Genomic DNA, 22,107 nt, shown 5'->3' on the forward strand with positions numbered 1-22,107 from the left:
GCAGTGGACAACACTTCCGATTCGTTGGTCGAGGCGCTGCGGGCGTCCCTGATCGACAACGAGCGGCTGCGCCGGCAGAGCCAGGAGCTGGCGGACGCCGCCCGCGAACCCCTGGCCGTCGTGGGCATGGCGTGCCGGCTGCCCGGCGGCGTGAGCACCCCGGAGGAGCTCTGGCGTCTCGTCACCGACGGCGAGGACGCGATCGGACCGTTCCCGGGCGACCGCGGGTGGGACGTCGAGGCGATCTACGACCCGGAGCCCGGCCGGCCCCGCCGCTCGTACGTGCGCGAGGGCGGGTTCCTGCACGACGCCGCCGACTTCGACGCGGCCTTCTTCGGCATCTCCCCGCGCGAGGCGCTGACCATGGACCCCCAGCAGCGGCTGCTGCTGGAGTGCTCCTGGGAGGCGCTGGAGCGTGCCCGGATCGACCCGAGGTCGCTGGCGGGCAGCCGCACCGGCGTGTTCGTCGGCCTGATGTACCACGACTACCTGGGCAACACCAGCGCCGGCAGCGTCGCGTCCGGCCGGATCTCGTACACGCTGGGGCTGGAGGGCCCGGCGATGACCGTGGACACCGCCTGTTCGTCCTCGCTGGTGGCCCTGCACGCCGCGGCCACCGCGCTGCGTCAGGGCGAGTGCCCGTTGGCGCTGGTCGGCGGCGCGACGGTGATGGCCACCCCGCAGGTCTTCCTGGAGACGTCACAGCAGCGGATGCTGGCCCCCGACGGCCGCTGCAAGTCGTACGCGGCGGCGGCCGACGGCGTCGGCTGGGCCGAGGGCGCCGGCGTGGTGGTGCTGGCACGGCTCTCCGAGGCGCGGCGGCTGGGGTACCGGGTGCTCGCGGTGGTCCGCGGTTCCGCGGTCAACCAGGACGGGGCGAGCAGCGGACTGACCGCGCCGAACGGCCCGTCCCAGCAGCGGCTCATCCGGCAGGCGCTGGCCAACGCGGGGCTGACCACGGCCGACGTGGACGTCGTCGAGGGACACGGCACCGGCACCACGCTCGGCGACCCGATCGAGGCCCAGGCGCTGCTCGCCACGTACGGTCAGGACCGGCCGGCCGACCGGCCGTTGCTGCTGGGCGCCCTCAAGTCCAACGTCGGGCACACCCAGGCCGCGGCCGGGGTCGCCGGGTTGATCAAGATGGTGCTGGCCCTGCGCCACGGCGCCGTCCCCGGCACGCTGCACCTGGACGCGCCCAGCCCGCAGGTCGACTGGTCGGCCGGCGCCGTGGAGCTGGTGACCAAGCCCCGGCCCTGGCCGGACGTCGACCGCCCGCGCCGGGCCGCGGTCTCCTCGTTCGGCCTGAGCGGCACCAACGCCCACGTCATCCTCGAACAGGCGCCGGAGACGCCGGCCGCCGGGCCCGCGCCGGCCGCGCCGGAGGAGGCGATGCCGTGGGTGGTCTCCGCCCGGTCGGCCGCCGCGCTGCGCGCCCAGGCCGGCCGGCTGCGGTCGTACGTGGACTCGGCGCCGCGGGTGGGGCTCGCGGACCTGGCCCGGGCGCTGGCCGACCGTACCCCCTTCGAGCACCGGGCCGTGATCACCGGCCGGCGGCGCGACGACCTGCTCGCCGGGCTGCGCGCGGTGGCCGACGGCGTGGACGCGGCGGGCGTGGCGCGGGGTTCCGGGCGGTCCGGCCGCCGGGTCGTCTTCGTCTTTCCGGGCCATGGCTCGCAGTGGCCGCGGATGGCGGCCGAGCTGCTGGACACGGAGCCCGCGTTCGCCCGGCAGATGGCGGCGTGCGACGCGGCCCTGCGGGAGCACCTGGACTGGTCGGTCGTCGACGTGCTGCGCGAGGCGCCCTGCGCTCCGGCGCTGGCCGGGGTGGACGTCGTCCAGCCGGCGCTGTTCGCCGTGATGGTGTCGCTCGCCGCCGTGTGGCGCTCCCACGGCGTGGAGCCGGACGCGGTGCTGGGGCACAGCCAGGGTGAGATCGCCGCGGCCTGCGTGGCCGGCGCGCTCAGCCTGCCCGACGCGGCCCGGGTGGCGGCGTTGCGCAGCCGGGCCATCGCGGAGGTGATGGAGGGCCGGGGCGGGATGGCCGTGGTCTCCGGCACCGAGGCGGAGGTCACCGAGCTGGTCGGCCGCTGGTGCGGGCGACTGGTGGTCGCCTCGGTGAACGGCCCGTCGTCCGTCCTGGTCTCCGGGGACGCCGACGCGGTCGACGAACTGGTCGGCCTCGGGGCGGCCGGCGGGCCGCGGGTGCGTCGGGTCGACGCCGGGTACGCGCCGCACTCGCCGCACGTGGACGGGGTCCGGGACGTCCTGCTCGCGGACCTGGCCGAGATCCGGCCCGAGGGGTCGACCGTGCCGGTCTTCTCGTCCGTGACGGGTGCGTGGGTGGACACCGCCACCATGGACGCCGGGTACTGGTTCCGGGCCCTGCGGGGCGGGGTCCGGCTCGCGTCGGCCACCGCGACGCTGGCCGAGCAGGGCTTCGACACGTTCATCGAGGTCAGCCCGCATCCGGTGCTCGCCGCCGAGATCCAGGAGACGCTGGAGGGCGTGGGCGCGCCGTTCACCGCGCTGGGCACGCTGCGGCGTGGTCGGGGCGACCGCGACCGACTGCTGGCGGCGCTGGGCGAGGCGTTCGTGGCGGGGGTGCGGCTGGACTGGGGCGGCGCCCTGCCCGCCGGGGACGGCGCCGCCGTCGACCTGCCGACGTACGCCTTCCAGCGGCAGCGGTTCTGGCTCGACACGGTCGCGCCGGGCGTCGCCGCGGGCGACGAGGACCCGTTCGCCGGTCTCCCGGAGGCGGAGGAGACGACCGACGGCGTCCGCGAGCTGCTGCTCACCGGCCCGCCCCCGGAGCGGCGGAAGGCCGCGCGGGAGGTGGTCGCGACGGTGGTGGCCGGCGTCCTCGGTCACCGCTCGGCGGAGGAGATCGCGCCGGACCGCGACTTCCTCGATCTCGGGTTCGACTCGCTGACCGCGCTGGAGGTCCGCAACCGGCTCAACCGGGCCACCGGGCTCACCCTGCCGGTGAGCATGGTCTTCGACCACGCGACGCCCGCCGCGCTCGCCGACTTCGTGCTCGCCGAACTCGCCGCGTCCGACGGCGGCGAGGACGAGGGGGCGGAGCTGCTGCGCATCGCCCGGCGGCGGCGGGAGGCGCCGGACCCGGACGAGCGGATTCCCCTCTCCTTCGCCCAGCAGCGGCTGTGGACGCTCGACCAGCTCGTGCCGGACAGCCACGCGTACAACGCCGCCTTCGCGCTGGCGCTGGACGGCCCGGTCCGGCCGGACGCGGTCGAGCGCGCCGTCAACGAGGTCGTCCGCCGGCACGAGGTGCTGCGGACCACGTTCCCCAGCCGCGACGGTCGGGCCTGGCAGCGCATCGCGTCCCGGCTCACCGTGCCGGTGCCGGTGGTCGACCTGGCCGACCTGCCGCCCGGCGAGCGGGAGGCGGAGTGCGAGCGGCTGATCCGGGTGGAGTCGCGCCGGACGTTCGACCTGGCCGAGGGCCCGCTGCTGCGGGTGGTCCTGTACCGCCTCGGCGCGACCGCGCACCGGATGCTCGTCACCGTGCACCACATCGTGGTGGACGTGTGGTCCGGCGGCGTCCTGGCCCGTGAGCTGGCGACCGCCTACCGGGCGTTCGTCGACGGCCGCCGCCCGGAGCTGCCGGAGCTGCCGGTGCAGTACGCCGACTACGCCATCTGGGAACGGCGCCGCCTCGGCGACGACCGGCTCGCCGCGCGACTGGCGGGCTGGCGTGAGCTGCTCGGCGGGTCCGCCGGGGTGGAGCTGATGACGGACCGGCCCCGGCCGGCGGTGCAGCAGTTCAGCGGCGGCAACCTGAGCTTCGACCTCGGCGCCGCCACCTCCGCGGCGCTGCGCGCCTTCGGCGCCGACCAGAGCGTCACGCTGTTCACCACGCTGCTGGCCGCGCTGAAGGTGGCGATCTACCGGTACGGCGGCGACATGCAGGGCACCGGCGACGTGATCGTCGGCACCGCGATGGCCAACCGGCAGCACGACGCCGTGCAACAGCTCGTCGGCTTCTTCGTCAACACGGTGGTGCTCAAGACCGGGCTCGGCGACGACCCCACCGTCGCGGACCTGCTCGACCGGGTCGGCCGGGCGGTCCGGCGCGCCTACGACGAGCAGGACCTGCCGTTCGAGGCGCTGCTCGCCGAGCTGGCCCCCGACCGGGACCCCACCGCCAACCCGCTGTTCCAGGTCGTCTTCGACCTCAAGCGGTACGGCGTCGACTCCCGGCCGGGCGGCGGGGCGCTCGACGTCGTCGAGGTGCACACCGACACCAGCAAGTTCGACATCGAGATCTCGGTGACCGAGCAGGAGGACACCCTGCTGGTGGACGTCGAGTACAACAGCGAGATCTTCGACCACGCGACCGTGGAACGGCTGCTCGACGTCTATCGCACGGTGCTGGACGGGTTCGCCGGCGAGGTCGGCCGGCGGGTGTCGGAGCTGCCCGCGCTTCCGCCCGCGATGGAGCGGCAGCTCCTGGTGGAGTGGAACGACACCGACGTGCCGTACCCGCTGACCCGCTGCCTGCACACCCTGATCGAGGACGCCGCCGACCGCTGGCCGGACGTGGTCGCGGTCACCTTCGAGGGCGTCGACGTGACCTACGCCGAGCTGGACCGCCGGGCCAACCGGGTGGCGCACCGGCTGCGCCGGATGGGCGTCGGACCGGACCGGCCGGTGGGCATCTGCGTCGAACGCTCGGTGGAGATGGTGGTCGGCCTGCTGGGCATCCTCAAGGCCGGCGGCGCCTACGTCCCGATCGACCCGACGTATCCGGCGCAGCGGGTGGCGTTCATGCTCGCCGACGCGGAGCCGAGCCTGCTGCTGGTCCAAGAGCGGCTCGTGGACGGGCTGCCCGAGCACGGCGCGGAGACGGTGCCGCTGGACCGGCCCGGTGAGTTCGACGACGAGCCGGACACGCGGCCGGAGAACGTCGCCGGGATGGACGACCTGGCCTACATGATCTACACCTCGGGGTCGACCGGCCGGCCCAAGGCAGCCATGATCACCCATCGGGGCGTGGTGAACCGTCTGCTGTGGATGCAGGACGCGTTCGGGTTGACCCTCGACGACCGGGTGTTGCAGAAGACCCCGTTCAGCTTCGACGTGTCGGTCTGGGAGTTCTTCTGGCCGCTGCTCACCGGCGCCCGGATGGTGGTGGCCCGGCCGGAGGGGCACAAGGACCCCGGTTACCTCAGCGACCTGATCCAGGCGCACGGCATTACGACGCTGCACTTCGTGCCGTCGATGCTCCGGGTCTTCCTCCAGCACCCCGGCATCGAGCGGTGCACCTCCGTGCGACGGGTGATGGCCAGCGGCGAGGCGTTGCCTCCGGCGTCGATCCGGACGCTCTACGCGCGCTGGCCCGGCGCGACCGTGCACAACCTCTGGGGTGCCACCGAGTGCTCGGTGGACAGCACGTGCTGGGAGTGCCCCCGCGACCCGGGTGTGGTGTCGCTCGGCCCGCCGATCGCCAACACCCAGACCTACGTCCTCGACCGGCACCTGAACCCGGTGCCGATCGGCACGCCCGGGGAGGCGTACATCGGCGGCATCGGTGTGGCACGCGGCTACTACCGCCGTCCCGAGCTGACCGCGCAGCGCTTCCTGCCCGACCCGTTCCGTCCGGACCTGGGCACCGCCCTCTACAAGACCGGTGACCTGGCCCGGTTCCTGCCCGACCGCACGATGGAGTTCCTCGGGCGGACGGACTTCCAGGTCAAGGTGCGCGGGATGCGTATCGAGCTGGAGGAGATCGAGGCGGCGACGGCCCGGCACCCGGCCGTCGACGAGGTGGTGGTGCTGGCCCGGGAGCTGCCGCACGACGCCGAGGACAAGCAGCTCGTCGCCTACGTCATCCCGGCGGCCGACGCCGCCGCGCCGGAGACGTCCGCCGGTGACCGGGTGGCGCAGTGGCAGGACCTGTTCGACCAGAGCTACGGGCGCGACGCCGCGGTCGACGAGACGGACTTCAACATCGTCGGCTGGACCAGCAGTTACACCGACGAGCCGATCCCCGGGGCGGAGATGCGGGTCTGGCTCGACTCGACGGTGGAGCGCATCCTCGCGGCCGCGCCGCGCCGGGTGCTGGAGATCGGCTGCGGCACGGGCATGCTGCTCGCCCGGCTCGCGCCGCGCGCCGAGGCGTACCGGGGCACCGACATCTCCGGCGTCGTGCTCGACTACGTGCGGCAGAACCTGGTGCCGGGCCTGCCCGGCGGGGTCGATGTCCAGTTGTTCCAGCGGGCCGCCGACGACTTCACCGGGCTGACCGACGAGTGGTTCGACGTGGTCGTGGTGAACTCGGTGGCCCAGTACTTCCCCGACCCGGGCTACCTGCGCGAGGTGATCCGCCAGGCGGTGGCCCGGGTCCGTCCGGGCGGCACCGTCTTCCTGGGCGACCTGCGGCACCTGCCCACGCTGGACGCGTTCCACGTCGAGGTCGAGCTGGCCCGGGCCGAGCCGGGACTGACCCTCGGCCAGCTCCGTGGCCGGGTGCAGCAGCGGACCCAGCACGAGCAGGAACTGGTCGTGGCCCCCGAGTTCTTCACCGCGCTGCGGGCCGAGGTGCCCGGCATCGCGCGGGTCGAGCTGATGCTCAAGCGCGGCGACCACCACAACGAGTTGACCCGGTACCGCTACGACGTCGTCCTGCACGTGGGAGAACCGGCCGCGCCGGCGGCCGAGCCGCGCACCCTGACCGGGGTGTCGGTGGCGGAGGTCCGCCGGGTGCTCACCGCCGAGCGGCCCGACGCGTTGCGGGTGGACCAGGTCCCGAACGCCCGGCTGGCCGAGATCAACGGCTTCCGGGCGGCCGCCCGGGACGCCGCCGACGACCTGCTGGTCGCCGGCCTGCGGCGGGAGCCGGCGGACGGGGTCGAGCCCGAGACGTGGTGGGCGCTCGCCGAGGAGTCGGGATACGCGGTCGACGTGGCGTGGGTCGGCGGCGCCGAGGACGGCCGCTACCGGGCGACGTTCCGGCGGCCCGGATCGGCGTACCTCGCCGACTGGGCCGACCCGGTCGCGCCCGGGCGCACCTCCGCGCACTTCACCAACAACCCCCGACTGCGGGAACTGAGCCGCTGGTTGAGCACCGACATTCCGCGTTTCGTCCGGGACAGCCTGCCCGACTACATGCTGCCCTCGGCCGTCGTCGCCCTGTCGGAGTTCCCGACCGACGCCAACGGCAAGCTCGACCGGCGGGCACTGCCGATGCCGGTGCGGGCGCTGCACGCGACCGGTGAGGTGGCGGCCCCGAGCACCGAGGTCGAGCAGCACCTCGCGGCGATCTGGCGGGACGTCCTCGGGCTGGCCGAGGTGGGCGTCGATAGCGGCTTCTTCGCCCTCGGCGGGGACTCCCTGCTCGGCATCCAGATGGTCAGCCGCGCCAACGCCCGCGGGATGGCGCTCACTCCGCAGGACGTGTTCACCAGCCCCACCATCGCGGAGCTGGCGGAACTCGTGGCGTCCCGAGGGTCGACGCGGACGGAGACGTTCGCGGACCGGGACCCGGACCTGCTGGAGTGGGCCCGCGCCCGCTTCCCGGACGCGGAGGACGCCTATCCGACCACCGGCACCCAGCAGCGCATGCTGGAGACCAGTCGGCGCCACCCGGGCGTCGGGCTCAACGTCACCCACCAGCGGTTCCGGTTCACCGACGCCGGCCTTGACCCGGACGCGCTGGAGCAGGCCTGGCAGCACACCATCGACCGCTTCCAGTCGATGCGGGCCAGTTACGAGTGGCACGACAGCGGCCGGTGGATCCAGGTCGTCCATCGCGACGTCTGGCTGCCGATCGAGCGGTTCGACCTGCGCGGCGTCTCCGAGACCGAGCAGCACCGGCGGATCGAGACGTACGTGGAGGCGATGCGCGGGCGCGGCTTCGACGGGACGCCACCGCAGATGCGACTGGTGCTGTTCCGCCTGGGCGACGACGTCTGGGAGCACGTCCACATGTTCAGCCTCCTCGGCCAGGACGGCTGGAGCTACCAGATCATGGTGGTCAACGTGCTGGACGCCTACGACGCGCTGACCTCCGGCGGGGAGCCGGCGACGCTGCCCGTGTCCCGGGTGTTCGGCGATTTCTGCACCGAGCAGGCGCAGCGGGACAACGCCTCCGCCGAGGCATTCTGGCGCCAGGAACTCGGCGGCCTGTCGTTCCCGCTGGCCGCCGCCACGCTGCCGCCGGCCGAGCGGACCGCGGACCTGGTACCGGTGCTGCTCCAGGAGCCGGTGCACGTCGGGCCGGCGGTCTCGGCGCAACTCGCCGAGCTGGCCGCCGCGTTCGGGATCAGCCTGAACACGGTGCTGCACGGCGCCTGGACGCTCATGCTCAGCGCCATCACCGGGTCCTCGGACGTGGTCTGCGGGGCGGTCTACTCCGGCCGCAGCACCACCTCCGCCGATGTCGACCAAGCCGTCGGCCTGTTGTTCAACGTCCTGCCGGTGCGGGCCCGGGTGGAGCGGACGACGCCGCTGCCGGCCTGGCTGCACCAGCTGCACCAGCGGATCTCGGCGATCAGCGACCACGAGTACGTGACCCCGGCCGCGCTGCACGAGATCACCGGCGCGCCGGTGGAACAGCCGCTGTTCGAGAGCTACTTCGTCAGCGAGACCCTGCCCGGGTTCGGCACCAACCTGGGCCGCTTCATGTCCGTGCTGGGCGCTGCGCCGGTGCAGGTCCTCGCCCAGACCGAGCACCCGTTGCGGGTGGAGGCGGCGGTGGCGAACGACCACATCTTCATCTCGATCAACCACCGGGCGGGCTTCTTCCCGCCCGGCGCCGTGCCGCACTGGAGCCGGGCCTTCGCACGGCTCCTGGCGGCCGTCGCCGCCGATCCGGAACGGCCCGTCGGCCATTACCTGCCCGCTCTCGACGAACCCGAGGAGTAGACCGATGGATCCACTGACCCAGGCCGTGCTGGCCGGCGCGTCGCCGGAGGTGCTGGCCGCCGCGCCGGTGCCTGACCGGTACGTCGCCGCGCACCTGCGCGTCGAGGACGTCGAGATGTTCGCCAGCACCGAGGACAAGGACGTACGCCGGTCCCTGCGGGTCGGCGAGGTGCCGATGCCGGAACTGGCCCCGGACGAGGTGCTGGTCGCGGTGATGGCCAGCTCGATCAACTACAACACCGTCTGGTCGGCGATGTTCGAGCCGCTGCCGTCGTTCAGCTTCCTCCGGCGGTTCGGCGCGACCGGTGGCTTCGCGCGCCGGCACGACCAGCCATACCAGGTGGTCGGCTCGGACGGCGCGGGCGTCGTGGTGCGCGTCGGCGTCGGTGTCCGGCACTGGCAGATCGGCGACCACGTGGTCGTCAGTCCCGCCTGCGTCGACGACCAGGAGCCGGCCACCCACGGCGACGGGATGATGGGCACCGAGCAGCGGGCGTGGGGGTTCGAGACGAACTTCGGCGGGCTCGCCCACTACACGGTCGTCCGCGCCACCCAGCTCCTGCCCAAGCCCGCGCACCTGACGTGGGAGGAGGCGGCCTCGGTGACGCTGTGCGCCGGGACCGCGTACCGGATGCTGGTGAGCCGGCAGGGTGCGGCCATGAAGCAGGGCGACATCGTGCTCGTCTGGGGTGCCACCGGCGGGCTGGGCGCGTACGCCGTGCAGATGGTGCGCAACGGCGGCGGGATACCGGTGGGCGTGGTCAGCTCGCCGGAGAAGGCGGAGCTGCTCCGGCGCCTCGGCTGCGACATCGTCGTCGACCGCGAGGAACTCGGCCTGGGCGGGGCGGGGAACGGTCCGGAGGAGACGATCGCCGCGGGCAAGCGGCTCGGCAGGATCATTCGGGAGCGAGCGGGTGGTGACCCGCACATCGTGTTCGACTACGTCGGCCGGGCGACCTTCGGCCTGTCCGTCTTCCTGGTCCGGCGCGGTGGGATCGTGGTGACCTGCGGCTCCAGCACCGGCTACCAGCACCAGTACGACAACCGCTACCTGTGGATGAACCTCAAGCGGGTGATCGGCAGCCACGTGGCCAACCTCCAGGAAAACGCGGAGTGCATCCGCCTGTTCGACCTGGGGCACCTGTCGCCGGCGCTGTCCCGGTGCTACCCGCTCGCCGAGGTGGGGGAGGCGGCCCGGCTGGTGCAGACCAACGCGCACATCGGCAAGGTCGGAGTGCTCTGCCTGGCGCCCGAGCCGGGGCTCGGCGTCACGGACCGGGCGGCCCGGGAGCGGATCGGCGAGCAGCGGCTGAACCCGCTGCGTCAGTCGACCCTGTCGGTCGCGTCGTGAGCGGGACCGCGACGGGCATCCTCGGCACCGGGTCGTACCTTCCGAAGCACGAGGTGACCAGCGCCGAGCTGGCCGAGCGGGTGGGGGTCGAGCCGGACTGGATCGAGCGGAAGACCCAGATCACCTCCCGGCGGTACGCCGCCCCCGACGAGGCCACGTCCGACCTGGCGACACGCGCCGCCGAGCGGGCGCTGGCGCAGAGCGGGCTGCCGGCGGACGGGGTGGACTACCTGATCGTCTCCACCTCGACCGGGGACTCGCCCCAGCCGCCCACCTCGTACCTGGTGCAGGACGCGCTCGGCGCCACCCGGGCGGCGTGCTTCGACGTGAACGTCGTGTGCAGCGGCTTCGTGTACGGGCTGGCGCTGGCCCAGGGACTGCTGGCGGTGAACCCGGGCCGGCACGCGTTGGTCGTCGGCGCGGACGTCTACTCCCGCTCGCTGGACTTCGACGACCGCCGCACCGCGGTGCTCCTCGGCGACGGTGCGGGCGCGGCCGTGGTCGGCCCGGTCGCCGAGGGCAGCGGCTTCCTGGCCTTCGACCTGTCCAGCGTCGGGTCGGCGCACGGGCTGATCCACGTGGCGGCCGGTGGCAGCCGGCTGCCGGCGTCGGCGGAGACGGTGGCCGACGGCGGCCACTTCTTCCGGATGGACGGCCGCGGGGTGCGGGACTTCGTCTTCGCGCACGTCCCGCCCGCTCTGCGCGGCCTGGCCGAGCGGGCCGGAGTCGGGCTGGACGAGGTGGACCACTTCGTGCCGCACCAGCCCAACGGGGTGTTGCTGAGCGAACTCGTCCGGCGGTGCGGTCTGACCGGGGCCCACACCTGCCGGACGCTGGAGCGCTACGGCAACGTGGGCAGCGCGTCGGTGCCGGTGACATTGGACGACGCCAACCGGGCCGGCCGGCTGCGCCTGGGCGACCTCGTGCTGCTCGCCGGTTTCGGGGGCGGGATGAGCCTTGGGGCGGGTCTGCTCCGGTGGGGGTCCGTGCCCGTGTGACGGAGGCGGGGCACCCCGCCGGGGAATCCGCCGTTCCGATTCGCCGTCGTCGCGGCCCCGCCTATGCCGACGGGACAGGCGACCAGCCCGGTCGGTGGTCCCACGGTCAGGAGGCCGGGGTGGGCGCGACGGATCGACCCGGCGGCATCAGCCCGGCCGCGGTCGAGGCGGCGCCCGGGCTGTGGCGCGTCGCCCTGCAACGACACGCTGCCCAGCGGTTTCTCGGCCCGGATCGCCCGCAACGCTCAACTGCCGCTGCGGCACGAGCGCGGGCTCACCCGGGTCATCGATCGGTCGGGCGGAAGTACTTATGTCGAGCTGCTGACCCAGAATGAGAGCATGAACCTCACCGACCTCAGGGTGGCCGGCATCGATCAGGCCGGCATGGTGGTGGACGACCTGGACGAGGCTACCGAGTTCCGTGACCGGACCTTCGGGATGCGTTGCCTCGCCGTGGGAAGAGCGCGGCGCGTGGCCAGCGCCGTGGTTCCGGTATGTCGTGAAGCGAGCGGCGTCGTGGTGGAAGTGGTCGAGCCTGCGGGGTGACGGCTGGCCGAGGGGCCGGTACGCGGCGAATGACCCACCCGGACGTCACGGGACGGCCGGGAGACCGATCCGTTTGGAAGGATTGTTACGTGCCTGGCTCCCTCTTCGCGGTCAGCGACCTTTACGTCGCGTGCGTGGAGAAACGACGTGCCGTCGATGCGATTGTGCCCGATACCGATGACGACTGGCTGATCGTGGTCGGCGATGTCGGTGAGATATTCGCCGACATCGAGGCGGTACTGCGCCTGCTGCGCGGCCGGTTCCGCCGGGTGGTCTGGACGCCGGGCAAAATTGAGCTGTGGACACACCCGAGCGATCCGGTGAAACTGCGCGGAGTAGCGCGCTGCAAGGCTCTGGTACGCCTGTGCCGCGACCTCGACGTGGTCACGCCCGAGGATGAGTACCCGGTCTGGTTGGCACCGGACGGCCCGGTGGTCGTGGCGCCACTCTTCCCGCTCTATGACTACTCCTTCCGGGTCGACGGTGCGGCCACCAAGGAGGAGGCGCTGAAGCGCGCGTACGACGCCGACGTAATGTGCGCGGACGAGTCGTTGCTGCACCCGGACCCGTACCGGAACCGGGAGTCCTGGCGCTGGGCCCGCGTCGCCGCCAAGGCCCGACTGTCCGCGATCGACCCGGGGCTCCGGACGGTGCTGGTCAGTCACTGGCCGCTGGTGTGGCAGCCGATTGACGTGCTGTCGTACCTGGAGTTCGCCCAGTGGTGCGGCACAGAGCTGACCGTCGACTGGCGCATCCGGTTCCGGGCGGTCGCGGTTGTCTACGGACATCTGCACATTCCCTGCTCGACCGCCTACGGCGGCGTGCCGTTCGAGCAGGTGTCGTTGGGCTACCCGCGGGAGAGGATGCGCCGGTCGTCTACTCCAGCACCGATGCGCGTCATCCTGAAGGACACCCGGTGATCGACAAGCTGCTCCCGGCGGCGGTGCGGAGCGTGGAGGCGTACGGGGACATTCCGGACGAGCCGCCATACCCGGGCGAGGCTGCCCTGATCGCCGCCGCGGTCAAGAGCCGACGGCGCGAGTTCATCACCGCCCGCCGCTGCGCCCGACAGGCTATGGGCCTGCTGGGATTGCCTCCCGCCCCGATCCGGTCGGGGCCGAAGCGGGAGCCGTTGTGGCCGGCCGGTGTGGTGGGCAGCTTGACACACTGCAGCGGATACCGCGCCGCGGCGGTTGCCCGGGCTGCGGAGATTTCGTCGGTGGGCATCGACGCCGAGCCGCACGGACCGCTACCAAGAGGTGTACTCAAGTCGATCGTCGCCCCTGGAGACACCGATACCCTTCGCCGGGTCACGCTTCACGACCCGGCGACGCAATGGGGCCGACTGCTGTTCAGCGCGAAGGAATCGGTCTACAAGGCGTGGTTTCCGCTGACCGCGCGGTGGCTCGGTTTCGAGGACGTGCACCTGGAAATCGATCCCCGAGCCCGTACCTTCGTCGCGCACCTCCTCATTCCCGGTGACCGGCTGGATGGCGGTCCCCCGCTCACCGCGCTGTCTGGCTCGTTCCTCATAGGCCGAGGCCTGATGGTGACCGCGGTGGTCGTCGAGCTGCCGGGACGGTAGCCCGCAGGACTGAAGCGCGCCGCGGGGTCACGGGGTCACTGTTCATGCCCCGCACGATCGCCTCGATGATGCATGGCCGTAGGTCGGCGGTGCTGATGACGGCGTCCACCGAATTCACCTCGACCGCCCGTTGGATGCTGTGCACCCGATCGAACTCGGCGGAGACGACCAGCCGCGTCGACCTGGTCCGCTACGGTACGATCGGCTGGCGCATCGAACACGACTACCGCGAGCTGAAGACCGGGCTCGGTCTGGACCACTTCGAAGGCCGTTCCTGGACCGGGCGGCACCGCTACGTCACCCTGGTCACCGCCGCGCACCTGTTCATCACGGAACTGCGTCTGGGCCCAAAAGCGGCTGCGCCGGCCTGACCCTCTACAGGGTCATCCGCGAGCTGCAACGACTCCTCGCGACCTGGACCGGCGCCTGCATCACCCGCCACCAACCCGTGAAACCGCTACACGGCAACAAACGCCGCCGAACCTAACAATGCCCTAGGGGTGTGTCGTCCACAGTAGAGATGAGCCACCACGAAGGTCAGCCAAACACACCTGACACAGGCTCTTGGCGTCGCTAGGCTTGCGCAAGCCTCAGAGTAGCCGTGAGTGTCATCGGCGGTGGGGCAATGGGTCGTGTGGCCCCTCGGACACAAACGATAACCCCACGGTGTGCGCTGAGATCGACTTCAGCGCGCACCGTTTGCGTTTCCGGCTGGTAGTTCAGTCGGAGTCCGAGTTGCCGGTAGACCTCGGCTTTGTCGGCCGGGTCGGCGTTACGGAGCACGGTGACGACTGCCGGATCGGCGCCGGCGTCGAGGGCGGCGCGGTAGCGCTCCAGTTTGGCGTCGCACTCGGTGATGATTGCTTGGGCTGCGGTGCTCGTTGTGGGCGGTTGGTTGAGGGGTTGGGCGTCGGCCATCGCGGTGATCGTGTGTGCGATGCGGTGGGGCGCGGAGGCTAGCCAGGTGTCGAGCGGGTCGGTGAGTGCGTCCTCGCGCAGGTAGACGTTGCGGGGGTGTGGGACCTGGTCGGCGAGGGCGTACTCCTGGGGAAAGCGGCAGCGGTAGTAGGCGTCGCCGTGGTTGTACTGGCCCTGCATGCGTCGGTCGCAGGCGGCGCAGTAGATGAGGCCACGGAAGGCGTACGGGTTCCGGGTGCTTCAGGTGGAGGTGCGTTTCCGCCACGCCTGCAAGCGGTCACGCAGCCAGTGGTAGCTGGCCTTGGGCGTACGGGATCCGGTGCCGTAGTCGACGTGGGCCAGACCGAAGCGGGGCCCGTACCCGCGGGCCCACTCGAAGTTGTCGATGAGCGACCAGTAGAAGTACCCCCGCAGATCGAGCCGGTCGTCGACGGCGGCCGCACGGGCCGCCGCCGCCAGGTGCCCGGCCACGAACGAGATCCGTTCCGGGTCCGGCTCGGGTCCGTCCCGCAGGTCGGCGCAGCCGTTCTCCGTCACGTACACGGCAGGCAGGCCCGGGTAACGGTCCGCGAGCCCGGTCAGGGTGTCGAAGAGCCCTTGCGGCTCCACCGGCCAGCCCAGGTCGGTGGTGGGCAACCCGTCCGGCCGTAGCTGCCGGACCCCGATGTCGAACGCGCTGCGCAGCGCCGGGTCGGGCTGCTCGTACGGGGCGTCGGCGACGTGCACCCGGTAGTAGTAGTTGACACCGAGGAAGTCCAGCGGCGTGGAGATCACCGCCAGGTCACCGTCCCGGCGGAACGACAGATCGCTCACCCCGGCGTAGAGCCGCTCGAACCCGGACGGGTACGCGCCGCCCAGCACCGGATCCGTGAACTGCCGGTTGAGCATGAGGTCCTGCCGATCCGCCGCCGCCCGGTCGGCCTCGGTATCGCTGGCCGGCACGGCGGGGGAGAGGTTGAGCGTGATGCCGACGCGCGCCCGCGGGCCGGCGGCGGACCGGACTGCGGCGACCGCCCTGCCGTGCCCGAGCAGCAGGTGGTGGGCGGCGGCCAGGGCACCGTGTCCTTCGGCGGCGCCGGGCGCGTGCCGGCCCTCCGCGTAGCCGACCATCGACGAGCAGTACGGCTCGTTCAGCGTGATCCAGTCCTGGACCCGGTCACCGAGGACGCCCGCCACCGCGGCGGCGTACTCGGCGAACCACTCGGCGGTGTCCCGTACCCGCCAGCCACCCTCGTCCTCGAGCGCCTGGGGCAGATCCCAGTGGTACAGCGTGACGAACGGCCGGATGCCGTGCCCGCACAGGGCGTCGACGAGCCGGTCGTAGTAGTCGAGGCCCCGCCGGTTCACCGCGCCCCGCCCGGCCGGCATGACCCGTGGCCAGGCGATCGAGAAACGGTAGGCGTCCACGCCGAGGCCGGCCAGCAGGTCCACGTCCTCCCGCCAGCGGTGGTAGCTGTCACAGGCGACCGAGCCGGAGGTGCCGTCGTCGACGGCACCGGGGCGGCGGCAGAAGGTGTCCCAGATCGACGGCCCGCGGCCGTCCTCGTCGACCGCCCCCTCGATCTGGTACGCCGCAGTGGCCGCGCCCCAGCTGAAGCCGGCCGGCAGGTCCGGCAGCTCGGGCAGGTCCGGCTGGGTTGCGGCCGCGGCGGCGCCTTGGGATGTGGTGGTCATCCCTTCACGGCCCCCTGCATGATGCCGTCGACGAGATGCCGGCCGAGGAGCATGAAGACGACGAGGATCGGCAGCGTGGCGAGCAACGTGCCGGTCAGCGTCAGGGTGTAGTCGGTGGTGTAGCCGCTGGCCAGTGCGGAGAGCGCCACCTGCACGGTCGCGTTGTTCTGCAGCACGACCAGCGGCCAGAAGAAGTCGTTCCACGCCTGCATGAAGGTGAACAGCCCGAGCACCGCCGCGGCGGGGCGGGCCGCCGGCAGGACGATGTGCCAGTACAGGCCGAACGTGCTGGACCCGTCGACGCGGCCGGCCTCCAGCAGTTCGTCGGGCACGGCGCGGCCGAGGTACTGGGTCATGAAGAAGACGCCGAACGCGGTTACCAGCCCAGGCACGATCACGGCGGTGAGGCGTCCGGTCCAGCCGAGGTCGGCCATCAGGATGTACAGCGGGATGATGCCGAGCTGGTGCGGCACCATCGAGGTCGCGATGGCCACGACGAGAAGCGCCTTTCGGCCTCGGAACCGCAGTTTGGCGAAGGCGAACCCGGCCAGGGTCGAGAAGAACACCACGGAGACGGTGATTGAGCCGCTGACGATGAAGGAGTTCACCAGGGCCCGGCCGAAGTCGGTCGTGTCGAACACGCGCGCGATGTTGTCGAAGAGGTGCCCGCCGGGCACCAGGGCCGGCGGCACCTTCGTGACGGCGTCGCTGGTCTGCGAGGACACGACGATGGACCAGTAGAGCGGGAAGACCGACCCGGCCACGACCGCCAGCAGGGCGCCGTAGCTCCAGACCGAGCCCTTGCGTGGGTACCCGAAGCTCCTGCGCCGGTGGGACCGGCGTTGCGGCGGCGAGGGGGTGGTGCCGGTCTGTGCGGGGTCCGCGAGGGTGGTCACGGCGTCCTCCTCAGTCCTCGTCCTTGGCGATGCGCCGGGTGAGCAGGAAGTTGATGATCGCGAAGATGGCGATGACCAGACAGAGCGTCCAGGCGACCGCCGAGGCGTAGCCGAAGCGGAACTCCCGGAACCCCTGCTCGTACATGAACAGGGCGACGGTCTGGAACTGCCGGTCGGAGCCGCCGGTGGGCGTCTGGGAGCTGGCGAACAGCAGGGGTTCGGCCATGATCTGCAGGCCGCCGATCGTTGAGATCACCGTGGTGAAGATGATCGTCGGCCGCAGCATCGGGACGGTGATCCGCCTGAACTGCTGACCCTGCGACGCGCCGTCGAGGTCGGCGGCCTCGTACAGGTGGTGCGGGATCGCCTGCATCGAGGCGAGGTAGATGAGAGCGTTGTAGCCGGTCCATCGCCAGGCGACGATGAACGAGATGGCCAGGTGGGAGCTCCAGGTGTTGGCCTGCCAGTCGATCGGGCCGATGCCGACGAGGCCGAGCGCCCAGTTGACCATGCCGAAGTCGCGGCCGAACAGCTGGGTGAAGACGATCGTCACCGCCACGATCGAGGTGACGTTGGGCAGCAGCACGCCCATCCGTAGCGCGGTGCGGGCCCGCAGCCGGTGGTTGAGCAGGTGGGCGATCCAGAGCGCGGCGAGCAGTTGCGGCACGGTGGACAGCACCCAGATGCTGAGTGTGTTGCCCAGGGCGTTCCAGAAGTACGCGTCCTGCAGCATCTCGCGGTAGTTCGCGAGGCCGACCCAGCGGTGCGACCCGGAGTCGAGCAGGTCCCAGTCATTGAACGAGACGTACGCCGTGTACAGCAGCGGGAACAGCCCGAACGCGCCGAACAGCAGGAAGAACGGCAGGATGTAGAGGTAGGGCGAGCCCTTGGTGTCGAGCCGGCTCAGGCCGGCCCGGCGGGCCTGGTGGAGGTAGGTGGCCATCGTCGATCCTTCGTCGCCGGGGGCCGCCGGCGGTCAGGGCGACCGCCGGCGGCGCGGGTCGAGTTACTTGGCGAGGCGCTCGACGTCGCTGACCATCTGCTTCCAGGACTCGTCGGAGCTTTGCTTGCCCTGTTCGATGCGGACGAGGGCGTCGCGGATGGTGGTCTGCACATCCCCGGCTCGCGGGCCCTGGTGCTGGGGCTTGAGTTGCTTTGCCGCGGTGGTGAAGAGCTGGCCCACCGGGGCGTTGTTGAAGAAGGCGTCCTTGTACTGGGCAATGTCAGGCTTGTCGTACAGCGCCGGGATGGACGGCAGGTTGCCCCGCGCGGTGAACACCTTGGCCTGCTGTTCCGGGGCGGTCAGCCACGCCGCCAGCTTCTTGGCCTCCTCGATGTGCTTGCCCTGCTTGGGAACGGTGAGGTACGAGCCGCCCCAGTTGCCGCCGCCGCCCGGGACGCTCGCCACGTCCCACTTGCCGGCGGCGTGCTTCGCCTGGTCCTTGATCTTGGCCATCATCCAGGCCGGGCACGCGATCGTGGCGAACTGGTCCTTCGCGAAGCCGTTGTTCCACTCCTGCGAGCTGCCGATCAGCCTGGCCGACAGGCTGCTCTGGATCGCCGTCACCGTCAGGTCCCAGGCCTTGCGGACATCGGGGTTGGTGCCCACGACGATGCCGTTGTCCTCGTTGTAGTACCCGACCGGGGCCTGGCCGATGATGGCGTTGAACAGTTGGCCTCCGCCATCGAAGAAGGCGCTGCCGGCCGGGGCCTTCGCCGCGTACCGCTTGCCGAACTCGATGTACTTGTCCCAGCCGCTGCCCCAGGCGGCCGACACCTGGTCGCGGTCGACCGGCATGCCGGCCTTCTCGAACAGGTCACGCCGATAGCAGATGGCCAGGCCGCCGACGTCGGTGCCGTACCCGATCTGCTTGCCGTCCTTGGCCAGCGACGCCGCCCACTTCCAGTCGAGGTACTCGGACTGGCGGTCCTTGCCCAGGTCGACGAAGAGGTTGCCCCGCTCGCGCATCTGCGCGATGAAGCCCGTGTCGACGCCCTCGATGTCGCCCGCGCCGGAGCCGGTGGCCAGGTGGGTGATCAGGTCGCGATGATGGTCGTTGTAGGCGGCCGTGTGCTCCTGGATCGTGATGTTCGGGTGCGACTTCTGGTACTCGGCGTACAGGTCCTGGTACCCGAAGTTGCCGAACAGATTGACGTTCAGGGTGATCTTTTCGTTGCCGCCGTCGGAGCCTTCGTCAGTGCCGGTGCCGCACGCGGTCAGCAGTACTCCGGCGGCCAGGATGGCCGCCGTCAGTCGCAACAATCGGTTTGGGTGCATACCAGGGAACCCTTTCGTGCGGTGATGTAACCGGTTACCTGAAACCGGTTACATCGCGGCGAAGCGATGGCGGTGGGGTGGGTGGAGTTGGATGAAGATCGGATGCCGGCCGAGTCGCCGGTGAGCGCCTTTCCTGGGAAGTGTGAACGGTTTCGGCTAGGGGGTGTCAAGTTACAAAACGGTAACGGTCGATGCGGCTTGACCGGCGGACATCGCTGACGCTACGGTCGTGAAACCGGTTACAGAGAAGGCACCACATTGACCACAATTAGGGAGTTGGCGCGCCGCTCCGGCGTGTCCGTCGCCACCGTGTCCCGCGTCTTCAACACCCCCGAGGTCGTCAGCCAGCACACCCGTCAGCGCATCCTCGACCTGGCCGCCGAGATCGGCTACCTGCCGAACGGGTCGGCCCGGACGCTCGCCACGAAGAAATCCAACATGGTGGGCCTGGTATGGGACACCGACCATCGCCGCCCTGGATGGCGCCACCCGTTCCTGCAGGAGATCCTCGTCGCGCTCAAGACGGCGCTCAGCGCGCACGGGCTGAACCTGCTCATGCTCGCCGGTCACGACGCGGCGGGGCCCGACGACGGGCAGCGATACGTACGCGCCGTCCGCCAGCACAATCTCGACGGCGCCGTCATCATCGACAACGGCACCCGGGACCCGGCCGTGCTCGCCCTCGTCGAAGCCCAGGTGCCGTGCGTCGCTCTCGACCTGCGGGTCGACGGCCCGACATCGACCTACATCACCTCGGACAATGCCGGCGGCGCGGCGCTCGCCGTGCGCCACCTCGTCGAACGCGGCCACCGGCGCATCGCCACCATCACCGGCCCGCTGCGAACCTGGCCGGGAGCCGAACGGCTCGTCGGCTTCCGGGCCGCTCTGGCCGGGGCCGGCCTGCCGCTCGCCGACAGCCACGTCATCGAGGGAGACTTCTATCTCGACGGCGGTCACGCCGCGATGAACCGGCTGCTCGCCCTCGACGACCGCCCTACCGCAGTGTTCGTCGCCGGTGACGAGATGGCTGTCGGCGCGATGCGCGCGGCCCAGGCGGCCGGCCTACGGATCCCCGACGACATTGCGATTATCGGCTTCGACGACATCGAGGTGGCCGCGCTGATCCCGCCCGGGCTCAGCACCGTCGCCCAGAACAAGCCCGGCTTCGGCACGGCCGCCGCCGAGGCGCTGGTCGCCATGCTGCACGGCGGCGACGACCCGCCCAAGCCGACCGTGTTGCCGACGACGCTGGTCGTCCGCGGCTCCACCTGACCCGAACCGCGCGACGTCGGCGCCGTCCCGCTCTGGCTCAGACGCGGCAGAGCACGACGGTTCCGAGTTGTGGGGTTCGGCATTGTGGAGCGGCGGACGAGGCTCAGGCACGGGTGCTCTCCTCACCGGTGGCGGTGGTGCCGAAGACGAGCAAGTCCCGGAACGCCGGTAGATGACGGCCGTCGAGCAGGCGCCGGTCCTCGTCGACTACGTCTGGTAGCTCCGGGGCAGTGCGCGGATCGTGCTCGGGCAACGGGACGAGGACCGCGGGGATGTGCTGGTGGTAGAAGAGCACGCCGGTGCTCCGTCTGGCACATGGTGCAGGCAAGATTGATCGATGGTGATCGTAAGACGGTTCGACAACGCCGATGCCCTTGCCGTGGCGGGCCTCATCGAACGCTGCCTACGTGAGGCCAACAGTTATGACTATCCGAGCGAGGTGATCGAGCGGATGTGCGAACACTTCACCGAACATCGCATCAAGGAACTCGCCACACAACGGCAGATTTTCGTCGCCGAAGAAAGTGGGATCATCGGCACCGTCTCCCGCGACGGCAACAAGGTCTACACCATGTTCGTGCACCCCCGGCCGCCGGTCACGGCATAGGACGGCTCCTCATGCGCCACATCGGGGCGCTGGCCCTAAGGCCGCGCCGACAGGTGCGGCCGGCGGCAGCGCGCTCGCGCTCCGCGGGTCGACGAACGAGATCGTCATGGGGCACCTCACCATCCACCGGAACCCCGCCCGCCCGGGCCGGTCGAGGGCGCGGTCCGGGGTGGACACGTAGGGCGCGCTTCTTGACCCGGGCCTGTCCCTACCCTCGCAAGTCGCTCCCGCACCTGAGGACCAGGGCGTTGCGACTCCTCCGGCCCGCAGGGTGGTCGTCGCCGAGACGCAGCACCGCCCGGTCGCGCGGATGGCGACCGGGCGGCGATGTCGTGCTTGGGATCAGGCGTTGTGGGTGGAGCGGCTGCCGGCCTTGGCCAAGCCGCGGCTGACCATGTAGCCGATGGTCAGCATGGTGACGTAGAGCCAGGCGCGGTCGGCGCGGAAGAAGTCACCGCCGCTGCCGTTGTCGCCGTTGCCGTTGCCGTCGACCACGAGGGAGGCGATGAGCACGCCGAGGACCATGACCACGTACGCGACGAACTCGGTGGTCTTGTAGGCGGGCTTCGTCTCGCCGTGGACGCGGTGCGACTCGGTGGCGTTGGTGCCGCGCCGGGCGGTGGCAGTGGGGGACGAGGCCATGAACAGATCCTGGTTATCGGGGTGCGCCCAGGGAGGAAGGACCGTCAGGTCCGCTGTCGCTGGACGCGGATGCCGGGGGCATCGAGAAGACATCTCTGGTCACGGAAGTCCGGGTGACCCACCGGGGAAGCGCCGAATGCCGCCGTAGCGGCCGTATGCGCCGGTCCTTGAGGTCCCCCCGCCGACGTCGGGGCAAACACGCCGTTTCCGCCCCGGCACGCCCAGCCGGGTGTACGCCTGCACCTATAGGTCGGAAAGCACCCGGGAAGGTGTCAGGTCGCTCGGGTGGGGTAGAGGGGACGAACGGGTCAAGACATGCGCCCTTCCGGGTCCTCCCCTGCTGTTTCGCGTAACGCGGGTGGGTCGTTCACGGAGAGCGGAGGTGCCATGTCGGCAAGGGGGATACCCGGCCCACGCGCCTGCCGGCGCCGTTCGTGCGGCGTGCAGGGTG

General features: G+C 71.3%; 13 protein-coding genes and 4 pseudogenes. 10 read left to right on the top strand and 7 right to left on the bottom strand.

Annotation, left to right across the window (positions count from 1 at the left end; genetic code table 11):
- Positions 1-24: 24 nt before the first annotated feature.
- The 8 genes and pseudogenes from ACSDG8_RS27955 to ACSDG8_RS27990 all read left to right on the top strand — a co-directional run.
- Positions 25-8,799: pseudogene (locus ACSDG8_RS27955) on the top strand (amino acid adenylation domain-containing protein); the annotation flags it as partial.
- Positions 8,800-8,893: 94 nt separating this feature from the next.
- On the top strand, positions 8,894-10,240 hold the full coding sequence (ccrA, locus tag ACSDG8_RS27960; RefSeq protein WP_439427373.1) for a crotonyl-CoA carboxylase/reductase: 1,347 nt from the start codon (positions 8,894-8,896) through the stop codon (positions 10,238-10,240).
- Positions 10,237-11,238: a 3-oxoacyl-ACP synthase III family protein gene (locus ACSDG8_RS27965; protein WP_439427374.1), complete on the top strand. Its 1,002-nt coding sequence runs from the start codon at positions 10,237-10,239 to the stop codon at positions 11,236-11,238. The genes ccrA and ACSDG8_RS27965 overlap by 4 nt, the downstream gene beginning before the upstream one ends.
- Positions 11,239-11,301: 63 nt before the next feature.
- Positions 11,302-11,511: pseudogene (locus tag ACSDG8_RS27970) on the top strand (hypothetical protein); the annotation flags it as partial.
- 66 nt (positions 11,512-11,577) lie between these two features.
- Complete coding sequence (locus tag ACSDG8_RS27975; protein WP_439428084.1) at positions 11,578-11,784, top strand: hypothetical protein; 207 nt, start codon at positions 11,578-11,580, stop codon at positions 11,782-11,784.
- Between the two features lie 29 nt (positions 11,785-11,813).
- Positions 11,814-12,704, top strand: a complete 891-nt coding sequence (locus tag ACSDG8_RS27980) for a metallophosphoesterase (RefSeq protein ID WP_439427375.1) — start codon at positions 11,814-11,816, stop codon at positions 12,702-12,704.
- Positions 12,701-13,369 carry a 4'-phosphopantetheinyl transferase family protein gene (locus tag ACSDG8_RS27985; protein ID WP_439427376.1) on the top strand — a complete coding sequence of 223 codons (669 nt, stop codon included), beginning with the start codon at positions 12,701-12,703 and terminating at the stop codon, positions 13,367-13,369. Before ACSDG8_RS27980 ends, ACSDG8_RS27985 begins: the two co-directional genes overlap by 4 nt.
- Positions 13,370-13,518: 149 nt before the next feature.
- Positions 13,519-13,740, top strand: a pseudogene (locus ACSDG8_RS27990) (IS701 family transposase); the annotation flags it as partial.
- A gap of 202 nt (positions 13,741-13,942) precedes the next feature.
- Here ACSDG8_RS27990 and ACSDG8_RS27995 read toward each other — a convergent pair.
- From ACSDG8_RS27995 to ACSDG8_RS28015, 5 genes are all read right to left on the bottom strand, one after another.
- Positions 13,943-14,467 (bottom strand): hypothetical protein, encoded by a 525-nt coding sequence (locus ACSDG8_RS27995; protein WP_439427377.1) that lies wholly within the window; start codon positions 14,465-14,467, stop codon positions 13,943-13,945.
- 60 nt (positions 14,468-14,527) lie between these two features.
- Complete coding sequence (locus ACSDG8_RS28000; RefSeq protein WP_210891836.1) at positions 14,528-15,961, bottom strand: GH1 family beta-glucosidase; 1,434 nt, start codon at positions 15,959-15,961, stop codon at positions 14,528-14,530.
- On the bottom strand, positions 15,958-16,857 hold the full coding sequence (locus ACSDG8_RS28005; protein WP_030274737.1) for a carbohydrate ABC transporter permease: 900 nt from the start codon (positions 16,855-16,857) through the stop codon (positions 15,958-15,960). Before ACSDG8_RS28005 ends, ACSDG8_RS28000 begins: the two co-directional genes overlap by 4 nt.
- A 10-nt stretch (positions 16,858-16,867) precedes the next feature.
- A complete protein-coding gene (locus ACSDG8_RS28010) occupies positions 16,868-17,800 on the bottom strand; it encodes a carbohydrate ABC transporter permease (protein ID WP_013476096.1) in 933 nt (310 codons plus the stop codon).
- Between the two features lie 63 nt (positions 17,801-17,863).
- A complete protein-coding gene (locus ACSDG8_RS28015; RefSeq protein ID WP_210891838.1) occupies positions 17,864-19,135 on the bottom strand; it encodes an ABC transporter substrate-binding protein in 1,272 nt (423 codons plus the stop codon).
- A gap of 276 nt (positions 19,136-19,411) precedes the next feature.
- On the opposite strand from ACSDG8_RS28015, the gene ACSDG8_RS28020 reads away from it, so the two are divergent.
- Positions 19,412-20,407 (top strand): LacI family DNA-binding transcriptional regulator, encoded by a 996-nt coding sequence (locus ACSDG8_RS28020; protein WP_230650269.1) that lies wholly within the window; start codon positions 19,412-19,414, stop codon positions 20,405-20,407.
- 103 nt (positions 20,408-20,510) lie between these two features.
- Here the strand turns inward: ACSDG8_RS28020 and ACSDG8_RS28025 are convergent.
- Positions 20,511-20,732: pseudogene (locus ACSDG8_RS28025) on the bottom strand (hypothetical protein); the annotation flags it as partial.
- 12 nt (positions 20,733-20,744) lie between these two features.
- On the opposite strand from ACSDG8_RS28025, the gene ACSDG8_RS28030 reads away from it, so the two are divergent.
- Positions 20,745-21,014, top strand: a complete 270-nt coding sequence (locus tag ACSDG8_RS28030) for a hypothetical protein (protein ID WP_439427378.1) — start codon at positions 20,745-20,747, stop codon at positions 21,012-21,014.
- Positions 21,015-21,356: 342 nt separating this feature from the next.
- Here the strand turns inward: ACSDG8_RS28030 and ACSDG8_RS28035 are convergent, their stop codons facing one another.
- The gene (locus ACSDG8_RS28035; RefSeq protein ID WP_210891842.1) at positions 21,357-21,656 is read right to left on the bottom strand and encodes a hypothetical protein; all 300 of its coding nucleotides are present in this window, start codon (positions 21,654-21,656) and stop codon (positions 21,357-21,359) included.
- Positions 21,657-22,107 lie beyond the last annotated feature (451 nt).

It is taken from the genome of Micromonospora sp. LA-10 (genome assembly GCF_051853095.1).
Classification (GTDB): domain Bacteria; phylum Actinomycetota; class Actinomycetes; order Mycobacteriales; family Micromonosporaceae; genus Micromonospora; species Micromonospora echinospora_A.

Excerpts from the sequence above, each read along its gene's own strand:
- ACSDG8_RS28010 (WP_013476096.1), bottom strand. The coding sequence starts at position 17,800 with ATGGCCACCTACCTCCACCAGGCCCGCCGGGCCGGCCTGAGCCGGCTC.
- ACSDG8_RS27980 (WP_439427375.1), top strand. The coding sequence starts at position 11,814 with ATGACCCACCCGGACGTCACGGGACGGCCGGGAGACCGATCCGTTTGG.
- ACSDG8_RS28015 (WP_210891838.1), bottom strand. The coding sequence starts at position 19,135 with ATGCACCCAAACCGATTGTTGCGACTGACGGCGGCCATCCTGGCCGCC.
- ACSDG8_RS27975 (WP_439428084.1), top strand. The coding sequence starts at position 11,578 with ATGAACCTCACCGACCTCAGGGTGGCCGGCATCGATCAGGCCGGCATG.
- ccrA (WP_439427373.1), top strand. The coding sequence starts at position 8,894 with ATGGATCCACTGACCCAGGCCGTGCTGGCCGGCGCGTCGCCGGAGGTG.
- ACSDG8_RS28030 (WP_439427378.1), top strand. The coding sequence starts at position 20,745 with ATGGTGATCGTAAGACGGTTCGACAACGCCGATGCCCTTGCCGTGGCG.
- ACSDG8_RS27995 (WP_439427377.1), bottom strand. The coding sequence starts at position 14,467 with ATGCAGGGCCAGTACAACCACGGCGACGCCTACTACCGCTGCCGCTTT.
- ACSDG8_RS28000 (WP_210891836.1), bottom strand. The coding sequence starts at position 15,961 with ATGACCACCACATCCCAAGGCGCCGCCGCGGCCGCAACCCAGCCGGAC.
- ACSDG8_RS28035 (WP_210891842.1), bottom strand. The coding sequence starts at position 21,656 with ATGGCCTCGTCCCCCACTGCCACCGCCCGGCGCGGCACCAACGCCACC.